Source organism: Streptosporangium sp. NPDC006013 (assembly GCF_040614275.1).
GTDB lineage: Bacteria > Actinomycetota > Actinomycetes > Streptosporangiales > Streptosporangiaceae > Streptosporangium.
Genome location: NZ_JBEXUE010000039.1, coordinates 1 through 25,992, shown reverse-complemented (window position 1 = coordinate 25,992; position 25,992 = coordinate 1). Strand labels below are relative to the sequence as shown.

Genomic DNA, 25,992 nt, shown 5'->3' with positions numbered 1-25,992 from the left:
GACCCGCTGGGCTCAGGTGTATCTTCCCTCGGTGAGGTAGACGGCGGCGTGCCGGGCGCGCGCGCGTACCTCTTCCAGGTCGGTGCCGAGCGCGGTGACATGGCCGATCTTGCGCCCCGGCCGCACTTCCTTGCCGTAGAAGTGAATCTTGATCCCCGGGTCGTGCGCCATCACGTGCTCGTACCGGGAGAAGATGTCGGAGTCGTCGCCGCCCAGGAGGTTGGCCATCACCACGACGGGGGCGGCCGGCGCGGGTGAGCCGAGCGGAAGGTCGAGGACCGCGCGCAGGTGCTGCTCGTACTGGGAGGTGCGGGCCCCCTCGATCGTCCAGTGGCCGCTGTTGTGCGGGCGCATGGCCAGCTCGTTGACCACCAGGCCCGAGGAGGTGGCGAACATCTCCACGGCCAGCAGCCCGGTCACGCCCAGTTCCTTGGCGATGTTCAGGGCGATCCGCTGGGCCACCGCGGCCTGCTCGGGATCGAGGCCGGGTGCGGGGGCGAGGACCTCGACGCAGATGCCGTCACGCTGGACGGTCTCCACCACCGGGTAGCTGACGCCCTGGCCGTGCGGCGACCTGGCGACCAGCACGGCGAGCTCCCGCTCGAACGGCACGAACCCCTCGGCCATCAGCGGCACCCCGGAGGCCAGGGGCTCGGCCGCGTCATCCGCGGAGCGGCAGATCCAGACGCCACGCCCGTCGTAACCGCCCCTGATCGCCTTGAGCACCACCGGCCAGCCGTTCTCCGCGGCGAACTCCTCGATGTCGGCGGCCGTCTCGACCCGTCGCCACGGCGGGCACGGGGCGCCGATCCCGGTCAGCCGCTCGCGCATCACCGCCTTGTCCTGGGCGTGTACGAGCGCGTCGGCGCCGGGGTGCACGGCGAAGCCGTCCTCGACCAGGGCACGGATGTGCTCGGTGGGCACGTGCTCGTGGTCGAAGGTGACCGCGTCGCACCCCTTGACGAAGTCGCGCAGGTCCGCCAGGGACCGGTAGTCGCCCAGGCGTACGTCGGCGATCACGCGGGCGGCGCTCTCGTCTGACGAGTTGGCCAGGACCCGAAGCTCGACGCCGAGGGCGATGGCCGCCTGCTGGGTCATCCGGGCCAGCTGGCCCGCTCCGATCACGCCGACGACGGGTCCGATGGGACTGGCCAAGGAAGGGCTGCTCACGGGGGTTAAGTTTACCGGCACGCGGTACAGGGGCGGCTGGTGGGAGGCGCCCGGCCGATCCTGACAGCCGCTCCCGGCGAGGGGGCAGGCCGCCGTGCAGGCGGCTCGCCCGCCAGGAGGCCCCCAGCAGGGTCGTACGAGGGAGGCCGCGAGCGTCGTGGGGCCCCCGCCCCCGAGCCCGTTCCGGGGCTCTCAGCCCGTCGTGAGGGTGGCGAGGCCGCGGCGGAGGCCGGCCGTGGTGAGTTTGGCACCCGTGTCGGCGATCTCGGTGGCGACGAGCGCGATCTCGGTCCCGGTCAGCTCGGCCGTCCTGGCGCGGCCGGTGAAGCCGCGCAGGTCGGCCTTGCCGTAGATCGGGCGGGCCAGGGAGGATCGGCCGGAACGGGCCCGCTGCCGGTATTCGAGCTCCAGGGCGTGGATGACCAGCGCGCCGCCGTCGGGCAGTCGCAGCGCGCGCTGCGGGCCGACGAGCAGGCGGACGTCCGCGGTGAGCCGGTCGGGCCGCACCTTCTGCGGGCGCCTGACCAGCTCGTCGAAGAGGTCGCGTACGGGGTCGTCCTTGGGGAAGGTCACCCCGCTCACCCCCGCGGGGTCGGTCAGGTAGGTCAGATAGCGCTGCGGGACGAGACGGGCCCTGACCCCCATGGCGGGGTCGTCGGTGGGCACCGCCCCCTCGGTCGGCTCGCGGACCTCGCCCCGTATCGGGATGGGGCCCGCGCCCAGCCGCCACTCGCCCCCCTCATGGACGAACAGGAAGTAGGCCGGGTCGGGCTCGCGGGCCAGGGCGACGAACCAGCGGTCGCTGTCGGCCGTGCCGGGCAGGTAGAACTCCGCCTCGGTGTAGGACTTCCTGGCGGGGGCTGGGCGGCCGTTCCGGGTCGCCTCACAGGCACGACCGCCCAGCGCATTCTCCGCCCAGGTGGTGAGCCTGCCGACGGCCGCGCAGTCCCGGTCGCGCCAGGCGTCGTCAAGCTTTCTCAGCAGCGTGAAGGCCTGGATCGCCTCCGCGAGCTCCACCCCGGCGGACGTCTCGCGCGACGGTCCGGCCTCGGGGACGGCGCCTTGCGCGTCTCTCCGCGCGCCACAACCGGTCATCATCGACAGACCGAGGATCAGAGCGAGGAGTCGGCGGCGCAAGGGTTGATCCCCGGGGTAGTGGCCGTCGCGTACGGCAGTCCGTCAGGACCGATCACGGTTCTCCAACGGCATTCCGTGATCTACCGGATTAGCGTAACGTCGGGCGAGCCGATTTAACCGGCGTTATGCGATATTTATTGAAATAGCACTTGATGACGGCTATGTGCACCGGCGGAGCGATGTCGCGCGGACCGTGGCCGAGCACCGGTAACCTGGCTCGACGATGTTCGAGGTCCTCCAACGTGGCGGATCAGCGGCCGACCCCCGAAAGGACCGTGCAGGAAACGTGGAGTTTCTCCGACACGCCTACCGGCGGCTCGCCGAACTGGCGCGGGAACTGGCCAAGTTCGGCACGATCGGTGCGGTCGCCTTCGTGATCGACACGGGCGGCACCAACCTGCTCCGGTTCGGCATCGGCTGGGGGCCGCTCACCTCCAAGGTCATCGCCACGATCATCGCGGCCACCTTCGCCTACCTCGGCAACCGCTACTGGACCTTCAGGCACCGGGAGCAGAGCGGCCTGGCCCGCGAGTACACCCTGTTCTTCATACTCAACGCCATCGGCCTGCTGATCTCGCTGCTGGTGATCGGTTTCGTGACCTACACCCTGGGCCTGGAAGACGCCCTGAGCTACAACATCGCCATGCTCACCGGCACCGCCCTGGGGACCCTGTTCAGGTTCTGGTCGTACAAGAAGTGGGTCTTCCTGCCCGGTGCCGACGCGAGTCCGCCGGCGGCGGCGAAGAGCCAGGTCAACGGCCACGTGTACCTGCTGAACAAGAGCTCGGAGGAGAACTCGCCGCCGACCCTGCCTCGCTAGAGCACGCTCAGGCGGGCCCCCGGACGATCCGGTTCCTGCTCGTGTCGCCCACCGGGCGCAGGAAGAACGCGAACGCCGCGGGACGCGGCCGTATCAGCTCCAGGCGCCCCCCGTCGGCGGCGGCCAGCGCCCTCGCGAGGGGTAGGCCGAGACCCGTACCGCCGGCCCCGCTCACGTTCCGCTCGAAGATCCTCGGGACAAGGTCCTCTGGTATGCCCTTGCCCTGGTCCGCCACCTCGATCACGATGGACCTGTCCTTGGCACTGGTGGTCACGGTCACCGTGCCGCCGCCGTGCTCCAGCGAGTTCTCCAGCAGGGTGGAGATCACCTGGCTGATGCCGCCGCCGGTGCCCAGCGCCTGGAGCTCACGCGTACCGGCCAGCCTCAGCTGCCGCCCGACCCTGCGGAACGCCGGGCCCCACTCGATGAACTGCTGGTCGAGCAGCGTGTCGAGTCTGACGCTCTCGGCCTGCGCCTGACGCTGTCGTCTGGCGGTGGCCAGCAACTCGTCGATCACCGCGGTGAGCCGCTCGGCCTGCACGATGGCGGCCTCGCCCTCCTCCTTGACGATCCCCGGTTCGTCCGCGGCGGCGACGATCTCCTCAAGCCTCATGGTCAGGCCGGTGAGCGGGGTGCGGAGCTGGTGGGAGGCGTCGGTCGCGAACTCCCGCTCCCTGGCCAGGAGGTCGGAGATGCGGGTCGCGCTACGGTCGAGCACCTCGGCCACCCGGTCGAGTTCCTGGATGCCGTAGCGGTGCTTGCTCGGCCTCGCGTCACCGGAGCCGAGCCGCTCAGCGATCATCGCAAGGTCGCTGAGCGGTAACGTCAGGCGGCGCGACTGCACGATGGCAAGCCCGACCGCGACCGCGAGAGCAGCCGCGGCGAGCCCCAGGATGAGGAAGAGCCATGCGCGGACCTCACGCTCCACCCCCGTCTTGTCCCGGCTGACCGCGACGTACACGCCGTTCTCCGACTGTGCGTCCGCGGTCATCTTCTGGCTCTCGGGGGGCTCGGTGCCCACCGTTATCACCTGGGGAGGCGTGCCTTTTGCATAGATCTGGATGTAGAGCTGGGAATACTTACGCTCCAGCTGCTGCTCGTCGATGGGCTGATCCTGGATCCGGGCGTACTCGACCTCCCCCAGCAGGCTCTTGGCATGGGAGGTGAGCTGCTGGATCGCCTCCTCCTCGATGAGCCTGTTGACCGCCACGGCGAGGGGAATGCCAAGCAGCAGCACCCCGATGACCGCGACGAGGAGGGTTGAGGAGAGCAGGCGTCGGCGCATTTCCTACTCGCGCTCGAACCTGAAGCCGACCCCTCGAACGGTTGTGATGTACCGGGGCTTGGCGGCGTCGTCACCGAGTTTCCGGCGTAGCCACGAGATGTGCATGTCCAGGGTCTTGGTCGAGCCCCACCAGTTGGTGTCCCACACCTCGCGCATGATCTGCTCGCGGGTGACCACCTTTCCGGCGTCGCGGACCAGGACCCTCAGCAGGTCGAACTCCTTGGTGGTCAGATGCAGCTCCTTGTCGCCCATCCACGCCCGACGGGAGTCGGCGTCGATGCGCACGCCTTGGACCACGGGCGTCTCGGACGTGCCGCGCCGCAGCAGGGCGCGGACGCGCGCCAGCAGCTCGGCGAGGCGGAACGGCTTGGTGACGTAGTCGTCGGCCCCGGCGTCGAGGCCCACCACGGTGTCGACCTCGTCGACGCGGGCGGTGAGGATCAACACCGGAGTTCCATGGCCTTCGGCGCGGATGCGCCTGGCCACCTCCAGGCCGTCCATCTCGGGCAGCCCCAGGTCGAGAACGATCAGGTCGATGCCACCCGACAGAGCCCGCTCCAGAGCCTGCGGGCCGTCAGGGCTCACCTCTACTTGATAACCCTCGCGGCGCAGAGCTCGCGCCAGTGGCTCGGAAATCGAGGTGTCATCCTCGGCGAGTAGTACACAGGTCATGTTGCGATCGTAGGACCTTAGAGGATCGTTTCCCGGGTACAGCGCGCGGTTTGACTCGTCGTTGACCTATCCATTGACCTGGGCAAACACTGATAAATCCCGGATAGTCATCCCGCAACGGCCGAGGGTTTCGGAGTAGGTCTCCCACCTTGGAAGTTCCTCGAAAGCACAGGCGCACCAAAGGATTGACCGGCAAAGCAGAACACGCCCTACCAGAGGGGATCCGGTGGGCGTGTTCTACTTAATTCACCTCAAGACGGTGACGGCGGCTCGGCGTAGCGGGCGAGGTAGAGCTGCTCCCCGAGACTCTCCAGCAGACCCAGTTCGGTCTCCAGATAGTCGATGTGGTGCTCCTCGTCCTCAAGGATCTCCTCGAAGATGCGGGCCGAGGTGACATCGCCCTTCTCACGCATCAGGACGATGGCGGGCCTCAGCCGGCCGACCACCTCAAGCTCGACGTCCAGGTCTGCGCGGAGCTGCTCCGCGACGGTCTGGCCGATATGCAGGATGCCCAGCTTCTGGTAGTTGGGCAGTCCTTCAAGGAAGAGGATGCGGTCGGTGAGCTTCTCCGCATGCCGCATCTCGTCCATGGACTCTTCGCGAGTGTATTTCGCAAGCTTGGTGTATCCCCAGTTCTCCTGCATCTTGGCGTGCAGGAAGTACTGGTTGATCGCGGTCAGCTCCGCGGTCAACTGCTCGTTGAGCAGCTCGATGATTTTCTTGTCGCCCTGCATGGCGGGCTCCTCGTGCTATGCGGTCGGAATCAGATCCTCAGACCGCTTCAGGATCGCACAGATCTTGCGCACGCAAGAAGCGCAGTCGCCACCGGCACCCGTAGCGTCGCGAATCTGGCGCGCGCTCTTCGCCCCTGCCGAGATGCAGTCGTGCACCTCGTTTTCGGTGACCGCGCGGCAGACGCATACATACACGGGGGTGCGACCTCTCAGGAGCGTACCATAGGTTAGGCACACCTAAAGTAACTCATTTGGTTAGCCTTGCCTACGTGAGCTACGACACACACCCTTAACCTACCCGTCATCGCCACAAAGCCTCCATCCCGCACGGCGCCGGACACGCGAACGCGCCCCGGCGCGGGCCGGGGCGCGTCGCGGCGGACTTGCCGGTCAGTGTCCCCTGGCCAGCCATTCCTCCAGGTGACCGGCCTCCTCGCCGATCGAGGTGGAGTCGCCGTGGCCGGTGTACACGGTCGTCTCCGGCGGCAGGGTCAGCAGCCTCCCCTTGATCGACTCGATGATCGTGTCGAAGGAGGAGAAGGACCTCCCGGTCGCGCCGGGACCACCGTGGAACAGGGTGTCGCCGCTGAAGAGCGCGCCGATCTCCGCCCCGTACAGGCAGACCGCGCCCGGAGCGTGACCCGGCGTGTGCAGCACGGTCAGATCCACACCTCCGGCCGAGATCACCTGACCGTCCTTCAGCGGGGTGTACGGCAGGTCGGCGTAGACCATCTCCCACAGCACCTGGTCGGCCGGGTGGAGCAGGATCGGCGCGCCCACCCGCGTGGCGAGGTCGGCCGCCGCGTCGATGTGGTCGTTGTGCGCGTGGGTGCAGACGATGGCCTTCACCTCGCGGTCACCGACCCGCTCGGCGATCGCGGCGGCGTCGTGCGCGGCGTCGATGACGACCACCTCGTCGGCCGAACCGACGATCCAGACGTTGTTGTCGACCTCCCACGTCCCGCCGTCCAGCGAGAAGGTGCCGGAGGTGACCACCTTGTCGATCACAGGACCACCACCGAGCGCAGCACCTCGCCGCGGTGCATCTTCGCGAAGGCGTCCTCGACGTCGCCGAGGCCGATCGTCTCGGAGACGAAGCGGTCGAGGTCGAGCCGCCCCTGCAGGTAGAGGTCGATGAGCATGGGGAAGTCGCGGCTGGGCAGGCAGTCGCCGTACCAGGAGGACTTCAGCGCGCCGCCGCGGCCGAAGACGTCGAGCAGCGGCAGCTCCAGCGTCATCTCCGGGGTCGGCACCCCGACCAGGACCACGGTCCCGGCCAGGTCACGGGCGTAGAACGCCTGCTTGTAGGTCTCCGGGCGGCCGACCGCCTCGATGACCACGTCCGCGCCGTTGCCGCCGGTGAGCTCCCTGACCGACTCGACCATGTCCGAGGTGCGGGAGTTGACCGTGTGGGTGGCGCCGAACTCCTTGGCCCACTCCAGCTTGCGGTCGTCCACGTCCACCGCGATGATCTTCGAGGCGCCCGCCAGCCTGGCGCCGAGGATGGCCGCGTCACCGACGCCGCCGCACCCGATGACCGCCACGCTGTCGCCGCGGGTCACCCCGCCGGTGTTGATCGCGGCGCCCAGGCCCGCCATCACGCCGCAGCCGAGCAGCCCGGCCACCTGCGCCGGCGCGGACGCGTCGACCTTGGTGCACTGCCCGGCCGCGACCAGGGTCTTCTCGATGAAGGCGCCGATGCCCAGGGCGGGGCTGAGCGGCGTGCCGTCCTCCAGGGTCATCTTCTGGGTGGCGTTGTGCGTGTTGAAGCAGTACCAGGGACGGCCGCGCAGGCACGCCCGGCAGTTGCCGCAGACGGCCCGCCAGTTCAGGATCACGAAGTCACCGGGCGCCACCTCCGTGACGCCCGCACCGACGGCCTCGACCACGCCGGCGGCCTCGTGACCGAGCAGGAACGGGAATTCGTCGTTGATGCCGCCCTCGCGATAGTGCAGGTCCGTGTGACAGACACCACAGGCCTGCACCGTCACCACGGCCTCGCCCGGCCCCGGATCGGGCACGATAACGGTCTCCAGCGAGACGGGCTCGCCCTTTCCACGCGCGACCACGCCTTGGACGGTGTACGGCATGTCCTGCACCTCATCTGTTGCGAAACTCACCGAGCCCCACGGGACTCGCTTACCGGTTGGACGGCCTTGGAGAAGCCCCCGCCTCAATCATTACCAGCCCGGCGCAGCACGTACGGCTGCACCACCCCCAGACCCCGGGCAGGCCGCCGCCGGATACGGCCGACCTCGACGCCCGGCGCGCCCTCCAGCGCCTCGGCCAGCTCGCTGTCGACGACGATGGTGCCGGGGCGGGCGATGGCCGTGAGCCTGGCGGCCAGGTTGACCGTGGTCCCGAAGACATCGCCCATGATCGGCAGCACCGGGCCGTACGCCAGCCCGATCCGCGCGTCGAGCCCGTACCGCTGGATGACGCCGACCAGGTCCAGAGCGATCATGGCCGCGGTCCGCGGGTCGGCCGCCGTGAAGAGCACCTCGTCGCCGAGTGTCTTGACCAGCCGCCCCCCGTGCTCGGCGACCACGTCGGAGGCCCGTGCCTCGAAGCCCTCGACCAGCTCGGCCAGGCCCCGCTCGTCCAGCTCGCGGGCGACCCGGGTGAAGGCGACCAGGTCGGCGAAGCCCACCGCGAGGGTGAGCCGGGTCGGCACGATCTCGTCGGTGATGTCGGCGATCGCCAGCAGGCGGGTCCCCGCGGCGGCGAGCTGGGCTCGCCAGACGTGGATCAGGACCTGCTCGAAGTCGGGGAGCAGCCGGCGCGCGGTCTCCATGACCCCCGCCAGGTCCTCGTCGGTGGGACGCCGGCCGGGGTCGAGCATGGCACCGATCATGATCTCGGCCTGCCACTGCGCGAGCCTGGCCGTCGTCTGGCCGAGCGCCCTGGCCATCCGGATGACGGTCCGGTCGTCCAGCAGGCCGCTCTCCATCATCATCCGGACCCGCTTGAGCACCGTCACGTCCGCGTCGGTGAAGGCCACCTCGTCGTCGGGGAGCGTGGCGAACCCCAGCGCGCGCCAGATCCGCTCGGTGAGCTCCTGCGGGAGCTCGGCGAGGCTCGCCACCTGGATCCGGGTGTAGCCGGGAGAGGTGCCGACGAACAGGTGCTCGATCTGCTCGGCCGTGGGACGTCCCGCGAAGATCTCCTCCTCTCCGCCCGCGCCTTCCCCCCGGCCCGGGGGGTTACGCCCCACCGGTCACCGCCCGCCGTGTTCCGATGGCTCCCCGTCGATCGCGTCGTCGAGCGCGCGGAACACCTCGGCCCGCACATCCTGGATCCGCGGGATGTCCCGCAGCGTGATCCGGCCGTGGTCGCCCGCCGACTCGACGACGAGCGTGCCGCAGCCGAGGACCCTCTCCATCAGGGTCTGGTCGGCGCTGACCGTGTTGACCTTCGCCATCGGGATGTCGTCTATGGATTTGTTCAGCACCCCCGTACTGATGGTGAACCGGTGCGAGGTGAGCACGTACGAGGTGTTCTTCCACCTCAGGTACGGCACGAACGACCACACGGTCAGCAGACCGACGGCGACCACGGCCACCGCGATGCGCGCGTAGGAGTCGTATTCGAAGGCGGGCATGAAGAAAACGGCGGCACCGGACCCCGCGATGATCAGAATCAACGCGAGGAACGGGCCGATGAGGCGCTTCCAGTGCGGGTGGAACGACCGGATTCGCCGCTCCCCCTCCGTCATGTGGTGATCGGGTAGACCCATGGGGCAAATCGTGGCACGCCTGCATGCCCCACGTCATGAGCTGTGCGGACGAACATGCACGACGTCTCCCGCGCTGAGCGCGTGTTCCTGCCCCTTGGAGCTGACGAGCAGGTGGCCGGCGCCGTCGATACCGGTGGCCGTGCCGGTGAGCACCCGCTCGCCCGGCAGCTCCACCCGGACCTCCTGGCCGACCGTGGCGCTGATCGCGAGATAGGCGGCCCGCAGGCCGCACGCCTCGGCGTCGCCGTCCGCCTCCGACCACTCCCGGTAGTGGAGCTCGATCTCCCGCAGCGCCGCCCGCAGGATCGGGTCGCGGTCGACGCAGGCGGCCTTCTCGATGGCCAGCGAGGTGGCGGTCTCCACCGGCAGTTCCTCGGCGCGCACGCTCACGTTGAGCCCGACGCCCACGATCACCGCGTTGTCGATCCGCTCGGCGAGCACCCCGGCGACCTTGCGCCCGCCGATCAGCAGGTCGTTGGGCCACTTGAGCCGGACGTCGACCTCGGCGACCTTCCGCACGGCCGACGCGACCGCGAGGGCGACGAGCAGGGACAGCCAGCTCTGCCTGTCCGGGGGCGGGTCGGGGCGCAGGAGCACCGAGAAGGTCAGGCCGGAACGCGGCGGAACACTCCAGGCCCTGCCGAGCCTGCCGCGCCCGGCGAACTGGGCCTCCGCGACGACGACGGCTCCCTGCCGCGCACCGTCGCGGACGGCCTGCGCGAGGTCGGCGTTGGTCGATCCGGTCCTGGCGACGACGGCGATGTCGGACCAGAGGCCGCCGGGACGGACCAGCGCGCGGGTGAGCGCCGCCTGGGAGAGCGGCGGACGGTCGAGATCAGTGAAGGGCGAGTCGAGCACTTAGCCATCTTGCCTCCCCTAACGACCCCCTGTTACCGAATTAGGGCAATGACCAGGGAATACTATTAACGAAGTCTGGGTGCGCAGGCGAAGCCCGGCTTTCCGAACGGGGATGAAACCGTTCGGACGGCAGCGAAAAGAGAAAATGACCGCATGAGCAGAGACCTTGACCCGCGGGACGGCATCGAGGTGGAGGCCGTGCGGAGGCCGGGGCCCACCACGCGGGCACGGGTCGGGCAGATGCGCTCGGGGACGCTCCACGAGCGCCGGGACGACCTGGCCACCGAGGAGCCGCTGGAGATCCGGATCCAGGCGGGCGAGGAGCGCCGCACCGTCGCGATCACCATGCGCACCCCGGGGCACGACTTCGAACTGGCCGCCGGGTTCCTGTACGGCGAGGGCGTCGCGGCACCCGCCGACGTGGCGTCCATCGCCTACTGCGCGGACGACGACGTGCCGCCCGAGGCCCGCTACAACACGGTGACCGTGCGGCTGCGCGGCGACGCCCTGCCTGATCTGCCGTCGCTCGACCGGCATTTCATGACATCGAGCGCGTGCGGCGTCTGCGGCACCGCCAGCCTCGACGCCCTGCGTGGCCGCTGCTCACCGCTGCCCGCCGCCGATGACCCGCTGCGCGTCTCCCCCGAGGTCCTGTACAGCCTTCCTGGCCGGCTGAGACAGGCCCAGGGGGTCTTCGGCAAGACCGGGGGGCTGCACGCGGCCGGGCTGTTCACCGCGGAAGGCGAGCCGCTCGCGGTCCGCGAGGACGTGGGGCGGCACAACGCGGTGGACAAGCTGGTCGGCTGGGCCATGATGACCGGGAGGCTGCCGCTGGGCGGGCACGTGCTCATGGTCAGCGGGCGGACCAGCTACGAGATCATGCAGAAGGCCCTCACCGCGGGCCTGCCCGTCGTCTGCGCGGTCTCCGCGCCCTCCTCCCTGGCCGTCGACCTGGCCAGGGAGTTCGGCATGACGCTGGTCGGCTTCCTGCGCGAGGAGCGCTTCAACCTCTACGCGGGGGCGCACCGCGTCGGCCGGTGAGCGCCGCCCGCCGGCCCGGTGCGGGGCCCGCGGGCGGTGGCGAGAAGATCAGCCCGTGTTCTGCAGACCGGCGGCGACACCGTTGACCGAGAGCAGCAGCAGCGTGGACAGGCGCTCGCGCTTCTCCTCCGACAGCCCCTCGTCCGCGCGGAGCGTGGACAGGGCGCGGAGCTGCAGGTGGGAGAGCGCGTCGACGTACGGGTCGCGGAGTTGCACCGCGCGGGACAGCACCTTGCGGTCCTCCAGCAGGCGGGTGTGGCCGGTGATCTCCAGGACCAGGCGGCGGGTCAGGTCGTACTCGGCCAGGACCTGCTCGACGAAGTCGTCCCTGGCGCCGAGCGCGAGGTAGCGGGCGGCGATGTCGCGGTCGGTCTTGGCCAGCGACATCTCCACGTTGTCCAGCAGCGAGGCGAACAGCGGCCACTCCCGGTAGGCGGCGCGCAGCTCGTCCAGGCCCGCCTCGGAGATGACCGCCTCCAGGCCGCTGCCCAGGCCGTACCAGCCAGGCAGGTTGACCCTGGTCTGAGCCCAGGCGAAGACCCACGGGATGGCCCGCAGGTCGTCCAGGGACCGGGGCGCGCCGAGGCCGCGCCGGGCCGGACGGGAGCCCAGGCGGAGCGAGCCGATCTCCTCCAGCGGGCTGACCAGGGAGAACCACTCGGGGAAGCCGGGTGCCTCGGTCAGCAGCCGGTACGCCCTCTCCGAGGCGGAGGCGACCTGCTCGGCCACCGCCCGGAAGCGTCCCGCGGCCTCGGCCGTGCGCGCCTCGATGGACGGGGTGGAGGCGAGCAGCACCGCGGAGGTGACCTGCTCCATGTGACGGCGGGCGATGGCGTCGTGGCCGTAGCGGGCGAAGATGACCTCGCCCTGCTCGGTGACCTTGAACCTGCCGCCCACCGACCCCGGGGCCTGCGCGAGCACCGCCCGGTTGGCGGGACCGCCGCCCCGGCCCAGGGCGCCGCCCCGGCCGTGGAAGAGCGTCAGCGGCACGTCGTGCTCGGCCGACCAGGCGGCCAGCGCCTCCTGGGCCTCGTACAGCTTCAGCGTCGCCGCGGCCGGGCCGAGCTCCTTGGCGGAGTCGGAGTAGCCGAGCATGACCTCCAGGCGCCGGTCGTCGGCCAGCCTGGCCTGGACCTCGGGGATCTCCAGCATCCCCGACAGCACGGTGGGGGCGGCCGCCAGGTCGGCACCCGACTCGAAGAGCGGGACCACGTCGAGCCGGGGGGCCCGCTCGCCCAGCGCGTGCGCGGCCAGCGCGTGTACGGCGGCGATGTCGTCGGCCGAGCGGGTGAAGGAGACGACGTAGCGGGAGCAGGCACTCACCCCGAACCGCTCCTGGATCCAGGCGATCGTACGGATCGTGGCCAGGACCTCCTCGGTCCGCTCGGAGGTGCGCCCGGCGGCGATCTCCTCCAGCGCGGCGGCGTGGACCTGCGAGTGCTGGCGGACCTCCAGCTCGGCCAGGTGGAAGCCGAACGTCTCCACCTGCCAGATGAGGTGCTGCAGCTCCCCGTACGCCTGCCTCCTCGCCCCGGCCGCGACCAGCGACTCCTGGGTGATCCGCAGATCGCCCAGGAGCTCCTCGGGCGAGCGGTAGGCCAGGTCGAGACCGCGCTGCCTGGTGGCCGCGATGCGGGCGGCGACGAACATCAGCCACTGCCGGTGCGGCTCCTGCGGGGAGCGGGTGGCCATCTCCGAGACCAGGTCGGGGTGGTCGTTCACCGCGGCGGACAGCGCGGCCCGCAGCTCGGGCGAGGCGGGGGCGTAGCCGGCGGCGAGGGTCAGCGAGCGGCCGATCCGGCCGGCGGCGGTCTCCAGGGCGATCAGCACGTGCTCGGCCTGGATGAGCACGGCGTCCCTGGTCACCTTGGCCGTGACGTTCGGGTTGCCGTCGCGGTCGCCGCCGATCCAGCTGCCGTACCTGATGAAGGCGCGGGCCCGGGGCTTCTCGGTGCCGCCGCCCCCGCCGAGCGCGGCGTCCAGGGCGCGGTAGACCTGCGGGACCACCCGGAAGAGGGTCTCGTCGAAGGCCGCCATGGCGGTGCGGACCTCGTCTCGCGGGTCGAGCTTGGTGGATCTGAGCTGGGCGGTCCGCCAGAGCAGGTCGATCTCCTCCAGCAGCCGCCGGCGGGTCTCCGCCCGCTCGGCGGCACCCCGCTCGGGGCTGTTGTACAGGGCGAGCTGGCCGCTGATGCGCTGGATCGCGGTGACCACGGCGCGCCTGCGGGCCTCGGTGGGGTGCGCGGTCAGCACCGGGTGCAGGCGCAACTCCTCGACCAGGCCGGCGACCTTCTCGCCACCGAGTTCCTGGACCGCCTGGGCCAGGGACTCCGGCAGCGGCTCCTCGCCGGTGTCGCGGACCCTGAGCGTGCGGATTCTGAAGTGCTCCTCGGCCAGGTTCGCCAGGTGGAAGTAGCACGTGAACGCGCGGGCGATCTGTACCGCGCGATCGACGGGCCACTCGGCCACCATCGCGGTGATCTCGTCGACCGACACCTGCCTGCGGCGGGCACCGATGACTGCCTTGCGCAGCCGTTCGACGTCGGCGAGCAGGTCATCGCCACCATGCTCGGCGATGACCTGCCCCAGGAGCTCGCCGAGCAGTCGCACGTCCGCGCGCAGCTCGTCGGGCATCTCGGTGACAGCGGAGGAACGCTCTACCTGATGAGACACGGTGGCTGGCATGTTCGTCAGCGTACCCAGTCCGTTTTCTCCGGCGGAGACCGGTCTCACCCATTGGACTAGACCATTCAGGCGGCCTTGGAGATCGCCTGCAGCAGCGCTGGATACCTGGCGAAAGCGGCTTTACCCGCGATTCTCCGGCCGCCGGCGGAGAGCAGCAGTCCGTACGGCACCGCCAGCGCGGCGACCCAGGTGAGGCCGAACAGCACCGGCAGCACGATCGGCAGCACGAGCAGGCCGGTGCCGATCAGCGCGCCGAACGAGGCGACGAAGGCGATGCCGCCCTGCCCCGGAGCCGCACCCGTGAAGGCGTTCAGGCGTTCGGGCACGGTGTAGGGCAGCTGCACGCTGGTCAGCGCGCCCACCCCGAGCCCGACCCCGAGGACGCCCCAGGCGGTCAGGGTGGCCGGGACCGCCCAGCCGACGTCTCCGGCCAGCAGGGCCGAGACCAGGGAGAGCACCAGCAGCACCGGCACGCCGATCGTCGCCACGGCCAGGTGCCGCCCCGCGATGTCGGTGCGCCAGTCGCGGTCGGTGCCGTAGGCGACGGCGTTCATCCACAGCGAGCGGCCGTCGATGCCGAAGGCGTTGCACCACTGCATGCTGATCAGCGCCGCGCCGATGCAGGCGGGAGCGACCGCCAGGGCGACCCCGGTCGGACCGCCCTGCCCGTTCAGCGAGAAGGCCATGATGCCCGCGACCGCGACGGCGGCGAACCAGCCGACCCTGCCCCGCGGATCACGGCGGGCGTACCTGAACTCCTTGCCCACGACCGCGGCGAGCGGGCCGTCGGGCAGGACCCTGGCCAGCAGGCCCCGGGAGTTGCGCACCGAGGAGCTCTGGGTGGAGGCGTCAGGGGAGACCAGGGCTCGGCGCAGCGCCGCGATCCACAGCCACCCCACCCCGGCGACCAGGGCGGCGAGCACGACGATCGCCAGAAGGGCCGCCGCTCCTCCGTCGGCGACGGCGTGCGCCGCCATACCTGACGGGGTCCAGCGCAGCACCGAGGCGGTACCGCGCAGCATCGCCCCCGGGTCGGCCGACAGACCGCCGTTGAGCAGCAGGTTGGGCAGCTGTGCCGCCAGCACGACGAAGATCACCGAGACGGCCAGCACGTCGCGGCCCCTGCGGGTGCGCAGCACGCCGGAGAGCGCCGTGGTGACCAGCCGGGAGAGGACGATGCAGAGCGCGAAGTGGAGCAGCACCGCCACCGTGCCCAGGAGCACCCCGCCGGCCCCCGTGGCCAGTCCGGCCACGGCCCCGATCATGACGACCAGCGTGGCCACCGGCCAGACGCCGGTGATCGAGGCGGCGAACATGCCGGTGGCGAGCTGGCCGGTCCGCAGCGGGAAGAGCGCCAGCCGCGACGGGTCGAGCGTGTCGTCCAGCCCGAACGCGAGCAGCGGCACGACCGCCCAGCCCACCAGGAAGGCGGCGAACAGCACGGTGACGACGTCGCCTGCGACCTCGGCGGACGCGAGACGCAACGTGGTCATGGCGAAGAAGCCCAGGGCGGCGAAGACGATCGCGGCGATCACCGTGAAGACGAACCCCAGCAGGTGCTGGACGCTGCCGCGCAGGTTGCCGGCGACGAGCCGGAGCTTGAGCCGTACGAACACCGAGGGCCCCACCCGCACGGTCCCGGGCACCGCCCGCTGCCGGTCCGGCGCGCTCATGCCGGGGTCGCGCCCAGCCATGACAGGCCCTCCTGCCCGCTCGTGCCGTCACCCCGGGCGCCGACCAGCCCCAGGAACGCCTCGTTGAGGCTGCGGCCCGCCCTGACCTCGTCCAGCGGCCCCTGGGCGACGATCCGCCCGCCGTCCATCACCGAGACCCAGTCGCACAGGCGCTCGACGAGCTCCATGACGTGGCTGGAGAAGACGACGGTCGAGCCGGAGTCGGTGTAGCGCCTGAGCACCTCGACGAGCGTGTTGGCGCTGACCGGGTCGACGCCCTCGAACGGCTCGTCGAGAAAGAGCACACCGGGGTTGTGCAGCAGCGCGGCGGCCAGGCCGATCTTCTTGCGCATACCCGTCGAGTAGTCGACGACGAGTTTGTCCGCCGACTCGGTCAGGCCCATGACCTTCAGCAGCCCCTCCGCCCGCTGCTCCACCTCGGCCCGGGGGATGCCCCGGAGCTGGCCGTTGTAGGACAGCAACTCCCTGCCGGAGAGCCGCTCGAACAGGCGCAGCCCCTCGGGGAGCACGCCGATGCGGCTCTTGACCGCGACCTGGTCGCGCCAGACGTCGACACCACCGATGTGGATCGAGCCCCCGTCGGGACGCAGCAGGCCGGTGACCATGCTGAGCGTGGTGGTCTTTCCCGCCCCGTTGGGACCGACCAGCCCGGCGAAACTGCCGGCGGGCACCACGAGGTCGACGCCTCCCACGGCCACCTGTTGCCCGAATCTCTTGAACAGCCCCTGCGTTCGCACCGCCTCGATGGCGTCCGGCATGTTCCCCCCTTCCAGGATCACGGCTCCGGCGATCAGCCGACTAATCCGGAAAACGAACGGTCGCCCCCGATAGTTCGCACTGTCAGAGGGCGGTTTACCCTGCTGGCATGAGCGAGCCCTTGAGTGCCGAGACCACGGCCGCCGAACCCGATATCCGTACGACGGCCGGGAAACTGGCCGATCTGGAACGCCGTCTGGACGAGGCCGCCCACGCGGGTTCCGCACGCGCCATCGAGAAACAGCATGCGAAGGGCAAGATGACCGCCAGGGAGCGGGTCCTCGCCTTCCTGGACGAGGGCAGCTTCGTGGAGTTCGACGAACTCGCCCGGCACCGGTCCACGAGCTTCGGCATGGAGCGCGAGCGTCCGTACGGCGACGGGGTCGTGACCGGACACGGCACCGTCGACGGCCGCCCCGTGGCGGTGTTCTCCCAGGACTTCACGGTCTTCGGCGGTTCTCTGGGCGAGGTCTTCGGAGAGAAGATCGTCAAGGTCATGGACCACGCGCTGAAGACCGGCTGCCCGGTGATCGGCATCAACGACTCCGGCGGGGCGCGCATCCAGGAGGGCGTCGTCTCGCTGGGCCTGTACGCCGAGATCTTCAAGCGGAACGTGCACTCCTCGGGGGTGATCCCGCAGATCTCGCTGATCATGGGCCCGTGCGCGGGCGGCGCCGTCTACTCGCCGGCCCTCACCGACTTCGTGCTGATGGTGTCGGAGAAGTCGCACATGTTCATCACCGGCCCCGACGTGATCAAGACGGTCACCGGCGAGGAGGTGACGTTCGAGGAGCTCGGCGGCGCGCACACGCACAACTCCCGCTCGGGTGTCGCCCACTACGAGGCCTCCGACGAGGCCGACTGCCTGGAGTTCGCCAGGGCGCTGCTCTCCTACCTGCCGTCCAACAACATGGACGAGACCCCGGTGTTCGACGCCGAGGTGGTGCTGGAGACCACCGACTCCGATCGGGAGCTCGACACGCTGGTCCCCGACTCGGCGAACCAGCCCTACGACATGCACACGGTTCTCGAACACGTTCTGGACGACGGCGAATTCCTTGAGGTGCACGCGCAGTTCGCGCCGAACATCCTGGTGGGTTTCGGCCGGGTCGAAGGGCGCTCCGTGGGGATCGTCGCCAACCAGCCGATGAGTTTCGCGGGCACGCTGGACATCGCGGCCTCGGAGAAGGCCGCGAGATTCGTACGTACATGCGATGCCTTTAACATTCCGGTACTGACATTTGTCGATGTCCCCGGATTCCTTCCCGGCACCGACCAGGAATGGAACGGGATCATCCGCCGCGGCGCCAAGTTGCTCTATGCCTACGCCGAGGCGACGGTGCCGCTGGTCACGGTCATCACCCGCAAGGCGTACGGTGGAGCCTACGACGTCATGGGTTCCAAGCACCTGGGCGCCGACATCAACCTGGCCTGGCCGACCGCGCAGATCGCGGTGATGGGAGCGCAGGGCGCGGTCAACGTCCTCTACCGGCGCGAGCTCGCCTCGGCCGCCGATCCGGACGCCCAGCGGGCCCGGTTCATCGCTGAATACGAGGACACGCTCGCCAACCCGTATCTCGCGGCCGAACGTGGGTATGTGGACGCGGTGATCCGCCCCTCCGACACCCGAGTCCAGATCGTCAAGGCGCTCAGGACCCTGCGCAACAAGCGCGCGACCCTGCCGCCGAAGAAGCATGGGAACATCCCGCTGTGAGACATCTGAAGATCATTAAAGGGGATGCGACCCCCGAGGAGATCGCCGCGGTGGTGATCGCTATCTCTGCGCACACCGCGGCCGCGACTTCGGGCCCGAAAGCCCTGCAGACGCCAAAATCCTGGAGCAATCACTCACATGGCATGCGAAAACATCTTCCTACCGGACAAGGTGCGTGGAGATCGAGCGCACTGCCGAGATAGATCCTCAGAACGGGGTGTCAACTTGCACGAGAGTTGGGACCATCTAAGAAATGGGCGCATATAGTCAGCCGATCAGCTAGTTACGAGGCCTGGAGGACGACATGACCATCCTGGACCTCACGTCACACCCCATCGCCGCGAAGTACGCCGTCCTGGTCGACGTCGGGTACCTGTACGCCGCGGCGGGGGAGGTGCTTCTGAGTGCCAAGGAGCGCAAGGAGTACCGGGTCGCGGCGGACGAACTGATCCAGGCGTTGCAGAAGCACGCGGAGGAGCGAATCCACGGCGAGCTGCTGAGGATCTACTGGTACGACGCCGCCCGCGACCGGGTGCCGACCGTCGACCAGCGGGTCATCGCGCAGCTCCCCTGGGTCAAGGTCCGCCTGGGCAACCTCAACGCGAGGGGCCAGCAGAAGGGCGTGGACGCGCAGATCAGGAGCGACCTGGAGGCGCTGGCCAGGCACCACGCGGTGAGCGACACCATACTGCTGGCCGGGGACGAGGACATGGTCCCCGCCGTCGAGGCCGCCCAGGCCTACGGGGTGCGGATCCACCTGTGGGGGGTGGAGCCGCCGTACGGCACCAACCAGGCCGAGCGCCTGGTCTGGGAGTCCGACACCGTCGAGATCATCAGTGCCGACTTCCTGCGCTCCTTCTTCAGCCGGGCCCCCGCGCCGGTCCCGGTGCCGGCCGCCCCGAGCGCCCCCTCCCCCGCCCAGGTCTTCGCCGGGCGCACCGCCGCCGCCACCGCCAAGCCCAAGGCCCCCGCGGGCCAGGTCACCAAGCTGGGCCCGAGTCGCCCGCGCGTCGAGGAGGTCGGTGAGCACGTGGCCCAGAAGTGGATCCTCACCCGCGGCCGCGACAACATCCGCGACCTGCTCCCGGGGCCGATCCTGCCCACGGTCATCGACACCGAGCTGCTCATCGAGGCGGAGAAGGAGCTGGGTCACTCCCTCCGTCCCTACCCCGAGGCACGCGTCTGGCTACGCGACGGATTCTGGGCCCGTGTCTACCGGGAGTTCGAGATCGGGGTCGGCGTCTCCTCCAAGTGACGCGCCCGCGAGGCACGCCTCAGCGGATCACCGCCCTCCCCGCGACGACCGCCACGACCATGTCCGATTCCCGCCAGCCGTACGGGGTGGGCTGCGAGTAGCGTCATCAGCATGTCCGTGAGAGAGCTCGACTTCGACGCCTGTTACCGCGCGGTGGCCGCGAGGGACGCCCGGTTCGACGGGCGCTTCTACACGGCGGTCACCTCCACCCGTATCTACTGCCGGCCGATCTGCCCGGCACGCACCCCTGCCAGCCGCAACGTGCGGTTCTACCGCCATGCGGCCTCCGCCGAGGCCGCCGGGTTCCGGCCGTGCAAGCGGTGCCGGCCCGAGCTGAGCCCCGGCGATCCCGGCTGGGACCACCGGGGCGACCTGGTCGGCAGGGCGCTCCGGCTGATCGACGAGGGGGTGGCGGACGACGGCGGGATGGCCCGGCTGGCCGGGCGGCTGCACATCACCGGGCGGCACCTGCACCGGCTGTTCACCACGGAGATCGGCGTGGGACCGCTGGCCGTGGCCAGGACCAAGCGCCTGCTGCTGGCCAAGCAACTGCTGACCGAGACCGGGCTGCCGATCGTCGACGTGGCGTTCGCGTCGGGTTTCGGCAGCGTCCGGCAGTTCAACGCGACCATGAAGGACACCTACGGGTTCACCCCGGGCGAGCTGCGGGCGACCACGCGACGCAGCACCGACCTCTCGGGTGACGCGCTGACCCTGCGGCTACACCGCAGGGAGCCGTACGACGCCGCGGCCCTGATGCGGTTCCTGGCCGCGCGGGCGATCCCCGGTCTGGAGCACGCGGACGGCACGTCCTACCGCCGCGCCGTCCCCGGTGGCACGGTCACCCTGACCCCCGAGGTGGACCACGTCCGGCTGGACGTGAGCGTCGACGACACCAGCCACCTGGCCAGGATCGTCGCCCGCTGCCGCCGCCTCCTCGACCTCGACGCGGACCCCGAGGCCATCTCCGCCGCCCTTGGCGAGACCTCGCTGGAACCACTCGTCGCCGTCCGTCCCGGGCTGCGGGTGCCCGGCGCGTGGGACGGCTTCGAGGTGGCCGTCCGCGCCGTGATCGGCCAGCAGATCTCCGTCGCGGGTGCCCGCACCATCCTCGGGCGCGTCACCGCCCGAGCCGGGCGTCCGCAGCCCGGAACGGACGGCGACGAGGGGTTGACCCACCTGTTCCCGACCGCGGCCGAGCTCCACGAGGCTGATCTGGGCGGGCTGGGCCTGACCGGGCGGCGGGTGGCCACGCTGAAGGCGCTCGCCGCCAGGGTGGCGGACGGCGAGATCGACCTGGACGGGGCACAACAGCCCGCCCAGGCGGTGGCCGGGCTGCTTGAGGTCCCCGGGATCGGGCCGTGGACCTCGGGTTACATCGCGTTGCGGGCACTGCGCGACCCGGACGCCTGGCCTGGCGGAGACCTCGGCCTGCGGCGGGCCATGGCCTGCCTGGGCATCCCGGAAGACCACATCGAGCGGTGGCGTCCATGGCGGGCGTACGCCGCACTGCATCTTTGGAGTTCCGAATGATAGAAGCACAGGTACTCACCACCCCGACCGGTCCGCTGGCGCTGCTCGCCCGCGAGGGCGTCCTGGTCGCGGCGGGCTTCACCGACGCCCCGGACGAGATGTTCGCGCGGCTCTCCCCCGGCCTCCGGACGGAGGGCCTGGCCCTGACCGCCGACCTGGGCCACCCGGCGCGTGCCGTACGCGACTACCTGGACGGCGACCTGAAGGCCCTCGACTCCGTGGCGCTGGAACAGCCGGGCACCCCCAAGCGGCAGCGGCTGCTCACCGCCCTGCGTGAGGTCCCGCCGGGCGTCACGATCAGCTACGCCGAGCTCGCCGAGCGGGCGGGCCTGCCGAGGACGGCGGCCAGGGCGGCCGGGAGCGCGTGCGCGCAGAACCTGATCGCGCCGTTCGTCCCCTGCCACCGCATCCTGCCGTCCACCGGCGGGTTCGGCGGCTACTACTACGGCACGCCGGTCAAGCGGTGGCTGCTCACCCACGAGAAGGCGATCACCGGCGAGTGACGCCGGCCGTCTTCGACCATGAGGCGCGCCCGGCTCGGTCAGCGGGGCGTCACGGTGCGGCATGAGGGCCTCCGGCGGATGTGAATCCTGGCCGACTCACACCACGTCACGAGGCCCTCGCCCATTTCGAGATCATTCGACCGGGCCGCCATCACCGACGTCCACGGGTGGTACACCTATCCGGTCTTCCTGACGGTGCTCTGCACCTCGCCCACCGGGACGTCTCGGGTGACCCCGACCTCGACCGGGTCGTAGGCGAAGGGCACCACGTCGCCCTCGACCTCGATGGGCCAGACCGAGGTGACCGTCAGCACGTAGGCGTCACGCGGCTGGTCGATCGAGGCCCGCAGGTAGCGCACGCCGCAGGTGAACGCGGCGCCCTTCGCGTACGGCTTGCCGCCGGGGCCGCACTCCTCCTTGACCTCCGCCCGGTCTGCGGTGGTGCCCGCGTCGATCCGGATGTCCTCAAGGGTGGCGGTCACGGTGGCGCTCATCACCCCGGGCAGCGTCGCCGTCACGGACCTGGTGGTCTCGCCGATACCGCTCAGCCAGACCCAGGTCGGCAGGTTGACGTAGCTCTTGGCGTCCGGGTTGAGCTCGATCTTCGGCTCGGGCACGGTCAGCGCGGCGCGGGCGATCTCGACGAGTTCGGCGATGGTGATCCCGGCGGGCGGCGTGGTGCCGGGCGGCACCCACACGAACGGCTCCAGTTCGCTCCAGCAGGACTGACCGTCCGGATCGGCGCCGTTGTACGCGGGCGCCCACCAGCGCCCCTCCTTGCCGATCTTGTCCTGGAACTGCTTGAGGAACTCCTGGTACTTCTCCTCGGTGGGGTTCTTCGTGTAGCGGAACCAGTGGTCCCGCACACCCTGCTGGCTCGACAGCATGTCCGCGGCGTTGTTTCCGGGTTCGTACCAGCAGGGGCGCTTGATCCGGTAGCCGTCGCTCTTGCCGGTGAGCCCGGTACCGGTGATGACGATCTGGGAGTTCTCCAGGCGGACCCCGGCGGTGCGGCCGTCCTGGTAACCGGTACCGGTGCTGCCTCCGAGGTCGGGGGGCGCGAACAGCAGCAACCCCGCGACGATCACTTTTCCGATCATCGAACACCTCCGGTGTCGGCGCCGGAGCCCGGCGGTGGGGAGAGAGTCATCGGAGACAGCCCTTCGCGCGCTCGTGGGGGAGTTCCGCGTTACGGAAGAGCACGATGCGCCGGCTCCCGTCGTCGTGGTGTCTCATCGTGGCGGCCTGCAGGAAGGGCTTCTTGGTCCATACGGGCTGCTCGGGGACCTGCTTGCCGGTGGAGGAGTCGATCAGGCGCATCTTCGACTCGTCGACGCAGGCCTCCAGCTCCGCCCCCGCGCCGTAGGTCGAGCTGACGTTCAGCGCGTACAGCCGGGCGGTTCCCCGCACCGACCTGCGCTGGTCGAGGAACGCCTGCACCCAGGCGTAGGCGTCCGGGCTCGCGTCGCGCTCGACCAGACCGAGGTAGTCGGTGTCGCCGCCCCCGCTCGTGACCGCCCTGAAGACCCCGACGAAGTAGTCGCGGAGGAGCTCGATCATCGCGGTCGTGTCCGCGTCGGGCTCGGCGGGCCACTCGACCACCACCCGCACCCCCGGTGCGACCTGGACCGTCTCCACCCTCGGCCCCGTCCGCGCGGAGCCGCCGGGAGAGGGCTGCGCGGCACCCGACGCGGAGGTCTCGGCGGGAAGATCGACGGGACTGAACGGCTCGGCCTCCGACGGGGCACAGGCCGCCGACAGGAGCACGAGCAGCGCGACCACGACACGCACACCGATCACGCTAGGAGCGCCCGGCCGCCGCAACCATCGATATGCACGATTCGGCATGACTCTTCCCTCAGCCTCGCCCGCCACGCGATCTCCCGCACCACGGCCCGTCACCTCATTCCGTGCCCGACGACATGACGGGCCGTCCAGCGCGGCATCCGACCCACCGCGACCCCGCATGACCCCCGGCGCGCGGACCTGGCCCGCCGGGCCCGTCATGCCGTCGGGGCCGAGCGCATCCGCCACGAGGGCAGCAGCTCGTCGATGAGGGCCTCGGTCTCCGGTGCCATCCCACCGCCGTAGGGGTGGGAGGCGGCCCGCCGGTGCAGGGCGTCGGCCACGGCACGCAGGCGGACGGGGTCGTCGGTGAGATGCGTGGCCCGCAGCAGGTCGCGCCAGAGCCCCTCGTCGTCGGCTGCCAGCAGCAGCCCGGCCCGCACCGCCGCCACCGCCTGGTCGGTCTCACCGCGGGCCAGCCGTACCTCGCAGAGCCGGTGCGCGGCGTCCGCGACGCCCGCGGTCACGTTGTACTCCAGGTCGTCGGCTGCCAGCCAGGCGTAGCGGCCACGCGGGCGGCCGTTCAGCAGCGGACCCCGTACCAGGCCCAGTGCCCGATCGAGGAGCTCGGGACGCCCGCCGGGGTTGGCGTGCGACTGCCGGACGAGGTCGCGGAAGAGCATCCAGTCGGTGCGCACCTCAGGGCCGAGCCGCAGGCGCCCCGAGGTGTCGGCGTAGAGGTTGGGCCGCCCCTGACTGTCGGTGCCCAGCCACGCGACGACCCTGGCGATCGTGGCGTCCCTGACGACCGCCTGCACGCCACGTGGCCAGAGGATGCCGCCGAGCACGACGGGGTGGACGCCGCCGGGGTGCGTCGCCAGGTAGACGACGAGCTCGACCGCGATCACGGCTCGCCCCTCCTCCATCGGCGAGGGACCGACGACCTCGACGGGTCCGAGGATCCGCACCTCGACCGAGGGTGTCTGGGTGACCGGTTCCGGCTCATCGGCCAGCGGCTCGCCCTCCAGCCGTTCGGTCGCCAGGAACAGATCGATCAGTGCCCGGTACTGCCGCCGTGGCAGCAGCTGCGCGGCCACGTCGAACCCGAGCGCGTCCACCCTGGCGCGGCCCTCCTCGGTGATCGTCCAGTTCCAGGTGGCGTGCGGCACGTCGCCCGCGATGACGTACCCGGCGGCGGTCCTGACGCCCTTCCTGGCGAGCAGCGCCAGGCGGCGGCCTTCCTCCTCGGTGGGGGCGATCGCGGACAGCAGGTAGTGCGGGGCGCAGACCGGGTCGGCGGCGCGTCCGTGGATCCTGCCGGTGAGCACCTCGCCTCGGTTACCGCCGTCTTTGCCCGATGCCTCCAGCTCGGGCAGGATCTCCGCCAGGCTGCCCACGTACCTGATCCGGTCGGAGGCGATCACGGTCAGCTCCTCGCCGAAGCCGACCAGCGTGACGCGCATCCGGTCCGACCAGCGGTTGGTCGCCAGCTCCACGGCGAGCGCCGCCAGAGCGGCGGTGGCCTGCGCGCCCCCGATGCTGATCGGACCGTGGGCGGCCTCCAGGTCGACGAGCACCCGGCCCTCACCGCTGGAACCGAGCGAGACCAGCCCCGGGTACGGCGCGGGTGCGTCGGCGAGTGCCTGCTCGTCGAGCATCCGGCCCTCGTGCGCGGGAAGCCGCCAGACCTGGCCTCCGTCATGGGCGCTCCAGGGCGCGGGCGCGTCGGGGGCTGGCGGATGGATCCACAGGTCGAGGGTCTGCGGTGACAGGTGGGCCGCGTAGACCGTGGGCGGGACGCGGTTCTGGGCGGCGAGGGACCTGCCCAGCAGCCGGAGCCCGACGTCGAGCATCCGGCTGCCCGGGGCGTCCGCGCCGAGCCTGAGCGCCAGCTCGGCCTGGGCGGCGTCGTCCCTCGGCCGGGTGATCCGGCGCCCGAACGCCCGGTGCCAGAGCTGCCGCCTGCGCCTGCGGCCGAGCGCCACCAGCAGCCCGGCCGCGGCCAGCGAGGCCCCGGCCAGGTAGTCGAGCATCTCCAGCCCGGCTCCCCCGTCACCCGGTCACCGGCGCTGCACGGCCGTGACGCGGAGCAGGACGCACTGCTGCGACTCCTCGACACCGCGCGCGACGGATCCGGAGGCGCGCTGATCCTGCGGGGGGCGCGGGGAACGGGAAAGACCGCGATGCTCGATGTCGCGGCTGAACGCGCGGGCGAGTCGGGCGACTTCGTCGTGCTCAGGGTGCGCGGCAGCGAGGCGGAGTCGCACCTGCCCTGCGCCGGGCTGCACGGACTGCTCCGGCCGGTCGCCGACCGGCTGCCCGCGCTGCCCCCGGCACAGGCCGCGGCGCTGGCGCGGGCACTGGAGCTGGGCGCGGTGGACGGCGGGCTGGTGCTTCCCGCCGCGGTGCTCAACCTCCTGGTGGCTGCCGGCGGCCCGGTGCTGGCCTGCGTCGACGACGTTCACCATCTCGACGCGCCCAGCCGCGAGGCGCTCTTCTTCGCGGCCAGGCGGCTGACGGGGGAGGCGGTGGCCCGGCGTGACTCCAACCTCCAGCGAACCGGGAACGACTGGATCGAGGTGGCCTTCCGCACCGCACGGGCCGCCGACCCGTC

At 70.7% G+C, this 25,992-nt stretch carries 25 protein-coding genes; 8 read left to right on the top strand and 17 right to left on the bottom strand.

Annotation, left to right across the window (positions count from 1 at the left end; translation table 11 throughout):
* Positions 1 to 12: 12 nt before the first annotated feature.
* Together ABZ260_RS08985 and ABZ260_RS08980 are read right to left on the bottom strand one after the other, a co-directional pair.
* Positions 13 to 1,170 (bottom strand): 5-(carboxyamino)imidazole ribonucleotide synthase, encoded by a 1,158-nt coding sequence (locus ABZ260_RS08985; RefSeq protein ID WP_355552876.1) that lies wholly within the window; start codon positions 1,168 to 1,170, stop codon positions 13 to 15.
* 192 nt (positions 1,171 to 1,362) lie between these two features.
* Positions 1,363 to 2,307 carry a hypothetical protein gene (locus ABZ260_RS08980; protein WP_355614676.1) on the bottom strand — a complete coding sequence of 315 codons (945 nt, stop codon included), beginning with the start codon at positions 2,305 to 2,307 and terminating at the stop codon, positions 1,363 to 1,365.
* Positions 2,308 to 2,593: 286 nt separating this feature from the next.
* On the opposite strand from ABZ260_RS08980, the gene ABZ260_RS08975 reads away from it, so the two are divergent.
* Positions 2,594 to 3,127 (top strand): GtrA family protein, encoded by a 534-nt coding sequence (locus ABZ260_RS08975; protein WP_355614673.1) that lies wholly within the window; start codon positions 2,594 to 2,596, stop codon positions 3,125 to 3,127.
* A 7-nt stretch (positions 3,128 to 3,134) separates the two neighbouring features.
* Here ABZ260_RS08975 and ABZ260_RS08970 read toward each other — a convergent pair whose 3' ends face one another.
* From ABZ260_RS08970 to ABZ260_RS08930, 9 genes are all read right to left on the bottom strand, one after another.
* On the bottom strand, positions 3,135 to 4,412 hold the full coding sequence (locus ABZ260_RS08970; RefSeq protein WP_355614670.1) for an ATP-binding protein: 1,278 nt from the start codon (positions 4,410 to 4,412) through the stop codon (positions 3,135 to 3,137).
* Positions 4,413 to 4,415: 3 nt separating this feature from the next.
* Entirely contained in the window at positions 4,416 to 5,084 is a 669-nt protein-coding gene (locus ABZ260_RS08965; protein ID WP_012888073.1) for a response regulator transcription factor, read from the bottom strand.
* Between the two features lie 251 nt (positions 5,085 to 5,335).
* Positions 5,336 to 5,818: a bacterioferritin gene (bfr, locus tag ABZ260_RS08960; protein ID WP_355614667.1), complete on the bottom strand. Its 483-nt coding sequence runs from the start codon at positions 5,816 to 5,818 to the stop codon at positions 5,336 to 5,338.
* Positions 5,819 to 5,833: 15 nt separating this feature from the next.
* The gene (locus tag ABZ260_RS08955) at positions 5,834 to 6,013 is read right to left on the bottom strand and encodes a (2Fe-2S)-binding protein (RefSeq protein WP_084195179.1); all 180 of its coding nucleotides are present in this window, start codon (positions 6,011 to 6,013) and stop codon (positions 5,834 to 5,836) included.
* A gap of 195 nt (positions 6,014 to 6,208) precedes the next feature.
* Positions 6,209 to 6,826: an MBL fold metallo-hydrolase gene (locus tag ABZ260_RS08950; protein ID WP_355552890.1), complete on the bottom strand. Its 618-nt coding sequence runs from the start codon at positions 6,824 to 6,826 to the stop codon at positions 6,209 to 6,211.
* Positions 6,823 to 7,908: an S-(hydroxymethyl)mycothiol dehydrogenase gene (locus ABZ260_RS08945; protein WP_350911864.1), complete on the bottom strand. Its 1,086-nt coding sequence runs from the start codon at positions 7,906 to 7,908 to the stop codon at positions 6,823 to 6,825. The genes ABZ260_RS08950 and ABZ260_RS08945 overlap by 4 nt, the downstream gene beginning before the upstream one ends.
* Positions 7,909 to 7,991: 83 nt before the next feature.
* On the bottom strand, positions 7,992 to 9,032 hold the full coding sequence (locus ABZ260_RS08940) for an adenylate/guanylate cyclase domain-containing protein (protein ID WP_355614662.1): 1,041 nt from the start codon (positions 9,030 to 9,032) through the stop codon (positions 7,992 to 7,994).
* A gap of 3 nt (positions 9,033 to 9,035) precedes the next feature.
* Complete coding sequence (locus tag ABZ260_RS08935; protein WP_350911860.1) at positions 9,036 to 9,554, bottom strand: PH domain-containing protein; 519 nt, start codon at positions 9,552 to 9,554, stop codon at positions 9,036 to 9,038.
* A gap of 33 nt (positions 9,555 to 9,587) precedes the next feature.
* Positions 9,588 to 10,412: a biotin--[acetyl-CoA-carboxylase] ligase gene (locus ABZ260_RS08930; RefSeq protein WP_355552899.1), complete on the bottom strand. Its 825-nt coding sequence runs from the start codon at positions 10,410 to 10,412 to the stop codon at positions 9,588 to 9,590.
* 153 nt (positions 10,413 to 10,565) lie between these two features.
* Between ABZ260_RS08930 and fdhD the strand changes: the two genes are divergently transcribed.
* Positions 10,566 to 11,453, top strand: a complete 888-nt coding sequence (gene fdhD, locus ABZ260_RS08925; RefSeq protein ID WP_355614658.1) for a formate dehydrogenase accessory sulfurtransferase FdhD — start codon at positions 10,566 to 10,568, stop codon at positions 11,451 to 11,453.
* A 48-nt stretch (positions 11,454 to 11,501) separates the two neighbouring features.
* On the opposite strand, the gene ABZ260_RS08920 is transcribed toward fdhD, so the two are convergent.
* The 3 genes from ABZ260_RS08920 to ABZ260_RS08910 form a co-directional block, all read right to left on the bottom strand.
* The gene (locus tag ABZ260_RS08920) at positions 11,502 to 14,138 is read right to left on the bottom strand and encodes a phosphoenolpyruvate carboxylase (protein WP_355614655.1); all 2,637 of its coding nucleotides are present in this window, start codon (positions 14,136 to 14,138) and stop codon (positions 11,502 to 11,504) included.
* 65 nt (positions 14,139 to 14,203) lie between these two features.
* Entirely contained in the window at positions 14,204 to 15,832 is a 1,629-nt protein-coding gene (locus ABZ260_RS08915) for a hypothetical protein (RefSeq protein WP_355614652.1), read from the bottom strand.
* Positions 15,808 to 16,590 (bottom strand): ABC transporter ATP-binding protein, encoded by a 783-nt coding sequence (locus ABZ260_RS08910; protein ID WP_350911970.1) that lies wholly within the window; start codon positions 16,588 to 16,590, stop codon positions 15,808 to 15,810. Before ABZ260_RS08910 ends, ABZ260_RS08915 begins: the two co-directional genes overlap by 25 nt.
* A 107-nt stretch (positions 16,591 to 16,697) precedes the next feature.
* On the opposite strand from ABZ260_RS08910, the gene ABZ260_RS08905 reads away from it, so the two are divergent.
* The 5 genes from ABZ260_RS08905 (at position 16,698) to ABZ260_RS08885 (ending at position 21,593) form a co-directional block, all read left to right on the top strand.
* Positions 16,698 to 18,302, top strand: a complete 1,605-nt coding sequence (locus ABZ260_RS08905; protein ID WP_350911850.1) for an acyl-CoA carboxylase subunit beta — start codon at positions 16,698 to 16,700, stop codon at positions 18,300 to 18,302.
* Entirely contained in the window at positions 18,299 to 18,505 is a 207-nt protein-coding gene (locus ABZ260_RS08900) for an acyl-CoA carboxylase subunit epsilon (RefSeq protein ID WP_350911848.1), read from the top strand. Before ABZ260_RS08905 ends, ABZ260_RS08900 begins: the two co-directional genes overlap by 4 nt.
* Positions 18,506 to 18,606: 101 nt before the next feature.
* Complete coding sequence (locus tag ABZ260_RS08895; protein WP_355614647.1) at positions 18,607 to 19,557, top strand: NYN domain-containing protein; 951 nt, start codon at positions 18,607 to 18,609, stop codon at positions 19,555 to 19,557.
* 111 nt (positions 19,558 to 19,668) lie between these two features.
* Positions 19,669 to 21,090, top strand: a complete 1,422-nt coding sequence (locus ABZ260_RS08890; protein ID WP_355614644.1) for an AlkA N-terminal domain-containing protein — start codon at positions 19,669 to 19,671, stop codon at positions 21,088 to 21,090.
* A complete protein-coding gene (locus ABZ260_RS08885) occupies positions 21,087 to 21,593 on the top strand; it encodes a methylated-DNA--[protein]-cysteine S-methyltransferase (protein WP_355614641.1) in 507 nt (168 codons plus the stop codon). The genes ABZ260_RS08890 and ABZ260_RS08885 overlap by 4 nt, the downstream gene beginning before the upstream one ends.
* A 176-nt stretch (positions 21,594 to 21,769) precedes the next feature.
* Here ABZ260_RS08885 and ABZ260_RS08880 read toward each other — a convergent pair whose 3' ends face one another.
* From ABZ260_RS08880 to ABZ260_RS08870, 3 genes are all read right to left on the bottom strand, one after another.
* Positions 21,770 to 22,693, bottom strand: coding sequence for a hypothetical protein (locus tag ABZ260_RS08880; RefSeq protein WP_355614638.1), 924 nt, complete (start codon positions 22,691 to 22,693; stop codon positions 21,770 to 21,772).
* Positions 22,694 to 22,739: 46 nt separating this feature from the next.
* Complete coding sequence (locus tag ABZ260_RS08875) at positions 22,740 to 23,384, bottom strand: hypothetical protein (protein ID WP_355614635.1); 645 nt, start codon at positions 23,382 to 23,384, stop codon at positions 22,740 to 22,742.
* Positions 23,385 to 23,596: 212 nt separating this feature from the next.
* Positions 23,597 to 25,411 (bottom strand): bacterial transcriptional activator domain-containing protein, encoded by a 1,815-nt coding sequence (locus ABZ260_RS08870; protein WP_355614632.1) that lies wholly within the window; start codon positions 25,409 to 25,411, stop codon positions 23,597 to 23,599.
* Between the two features lie 36 nt (positions 25,412 to 25,447).
* On the opposite strand from ABZ260_RS08870, the gene ABZ260_RS08865 reads away from it, so the two are divergent.
* The coding region (locus ABZ260_RS08865; RefSeq protein WP_355614708.1) for a BREX system ATP-binding domain-containing protein at positions 25,448 to 25,992 on the top strand (545 nt) is incomplete at its 3' end.

Excerpts from the sequence above, each read along its gene's own strand:
- ABZ260_RS08915 (WP_355614652.1), bottom strand. The coding sequence starts at position 15,832 with ATGGCTGGGCGCGACCCCGGCATGAGCGCGCCGGACCGGCAGCGGGCG.
- fdhD (WP_355614658.1), top strand. The coding sequence starts at position 10,566 with ATGAGCAGAGACCTTGACCCGCGGGACGGCATCGAGGTGGAGGCCGTG.
- ABZ260_RS08880 (WP_355614638.1), bottom strand. The coding sequence starts at position 22,693 with ATGATCGGAAAAGTGATCGTCGCGGGGTTGCTGCTGTTCGCGCCCCCC.
- ABZ260_RS08920 (WP_355614655.1), bottom strand. The coding sequence starts at position 14,138 with ATGCCAGCCACCGTGTCTCATCAGGTAGAGCGTTCCTCCGCTGTCACC.
- ABZ260_RS08885 (WP_355614641.1), top strand. The coding sequence starts at position 21,087 with ATGATAGAAGCACAGGTACTCACCACCCCGACCGGTCCGCTGGCGCTG.
- ABZ260_RS08970 (WP_355614670.1), bottom strand. The coding sequence starts at position 4,412 with ATGCGCCGACGCCTGCTCTCCTCAACCCTCCTCGTCGCGGTCATCGGG.
- bfr (WP_355614667.1), bottom strand. The coding sequence starts at position 5,818 with ATGCAGGGCGACAAGAAAATCATCGAGCTGCTCAACGAGCAGTTGACC.
- ABZ260_RS08965 (WP_012888073.1), bottom strand. The coding sequence starts at position 5,084 with ATGACCTGTGTACTACTCGCCGAGGATGACACCTCGATTTCCGAGCCA.
- ABZ260_RS08905 (WP_350911850.1), top strand. The coding sequence starts at position 16,698 with ATGAGCGAGCCCTTGAGTGCCGAGACCACGGCCGCCGAACCCGATATC.
- ABZ260_RS08890 (WP_355614644.1), top strand. The coding sequence starts at position 19,669 with ATGTCCGTGAGAGAGCTCGACTTCGACGCCTGTTACCGCGCGGTGGCC.
- ABZ260_RS08910 (WP_350911970.1), bottom strand. The coding sequence starts at position 16,590 with ATGCCGGACGCCATCGAGGCGGTGCGAACGCAGGGGCTGTTCAAGAGA.
- ABZ260_RS08895 (WP_355614647.1), top strand. The coding sequence starts at position 18,607 with ATGACCATCCTGGACCTCACGTCACACCCCATCGCCGCGAAGTACGCC.
- ABZ260_RS08945 (WP_350911864.1), bottom strand. The coding sequence starts at position 7,908 with ATGCCGTACACCGTCCAAGGCGTGGTCGCGCGTGGAAAGGGCGAGCCC.
- ABZ260_RS08870 (WP_355614632.1), bottom strand. The coding sequence starts at position 25,411 with ATGCTCGACTACCTGGCCGGGGCCTCGCTGGCCGCGGCCGGGCTGCTG.
- ABZ260_RS08935 (WP_350911860.1), bottom strand. The coding sequence starts at position 9,554 with ATGGGTCTACCCGATCACCACATGACGGAGGGGGAGCGGCGAATCCGG.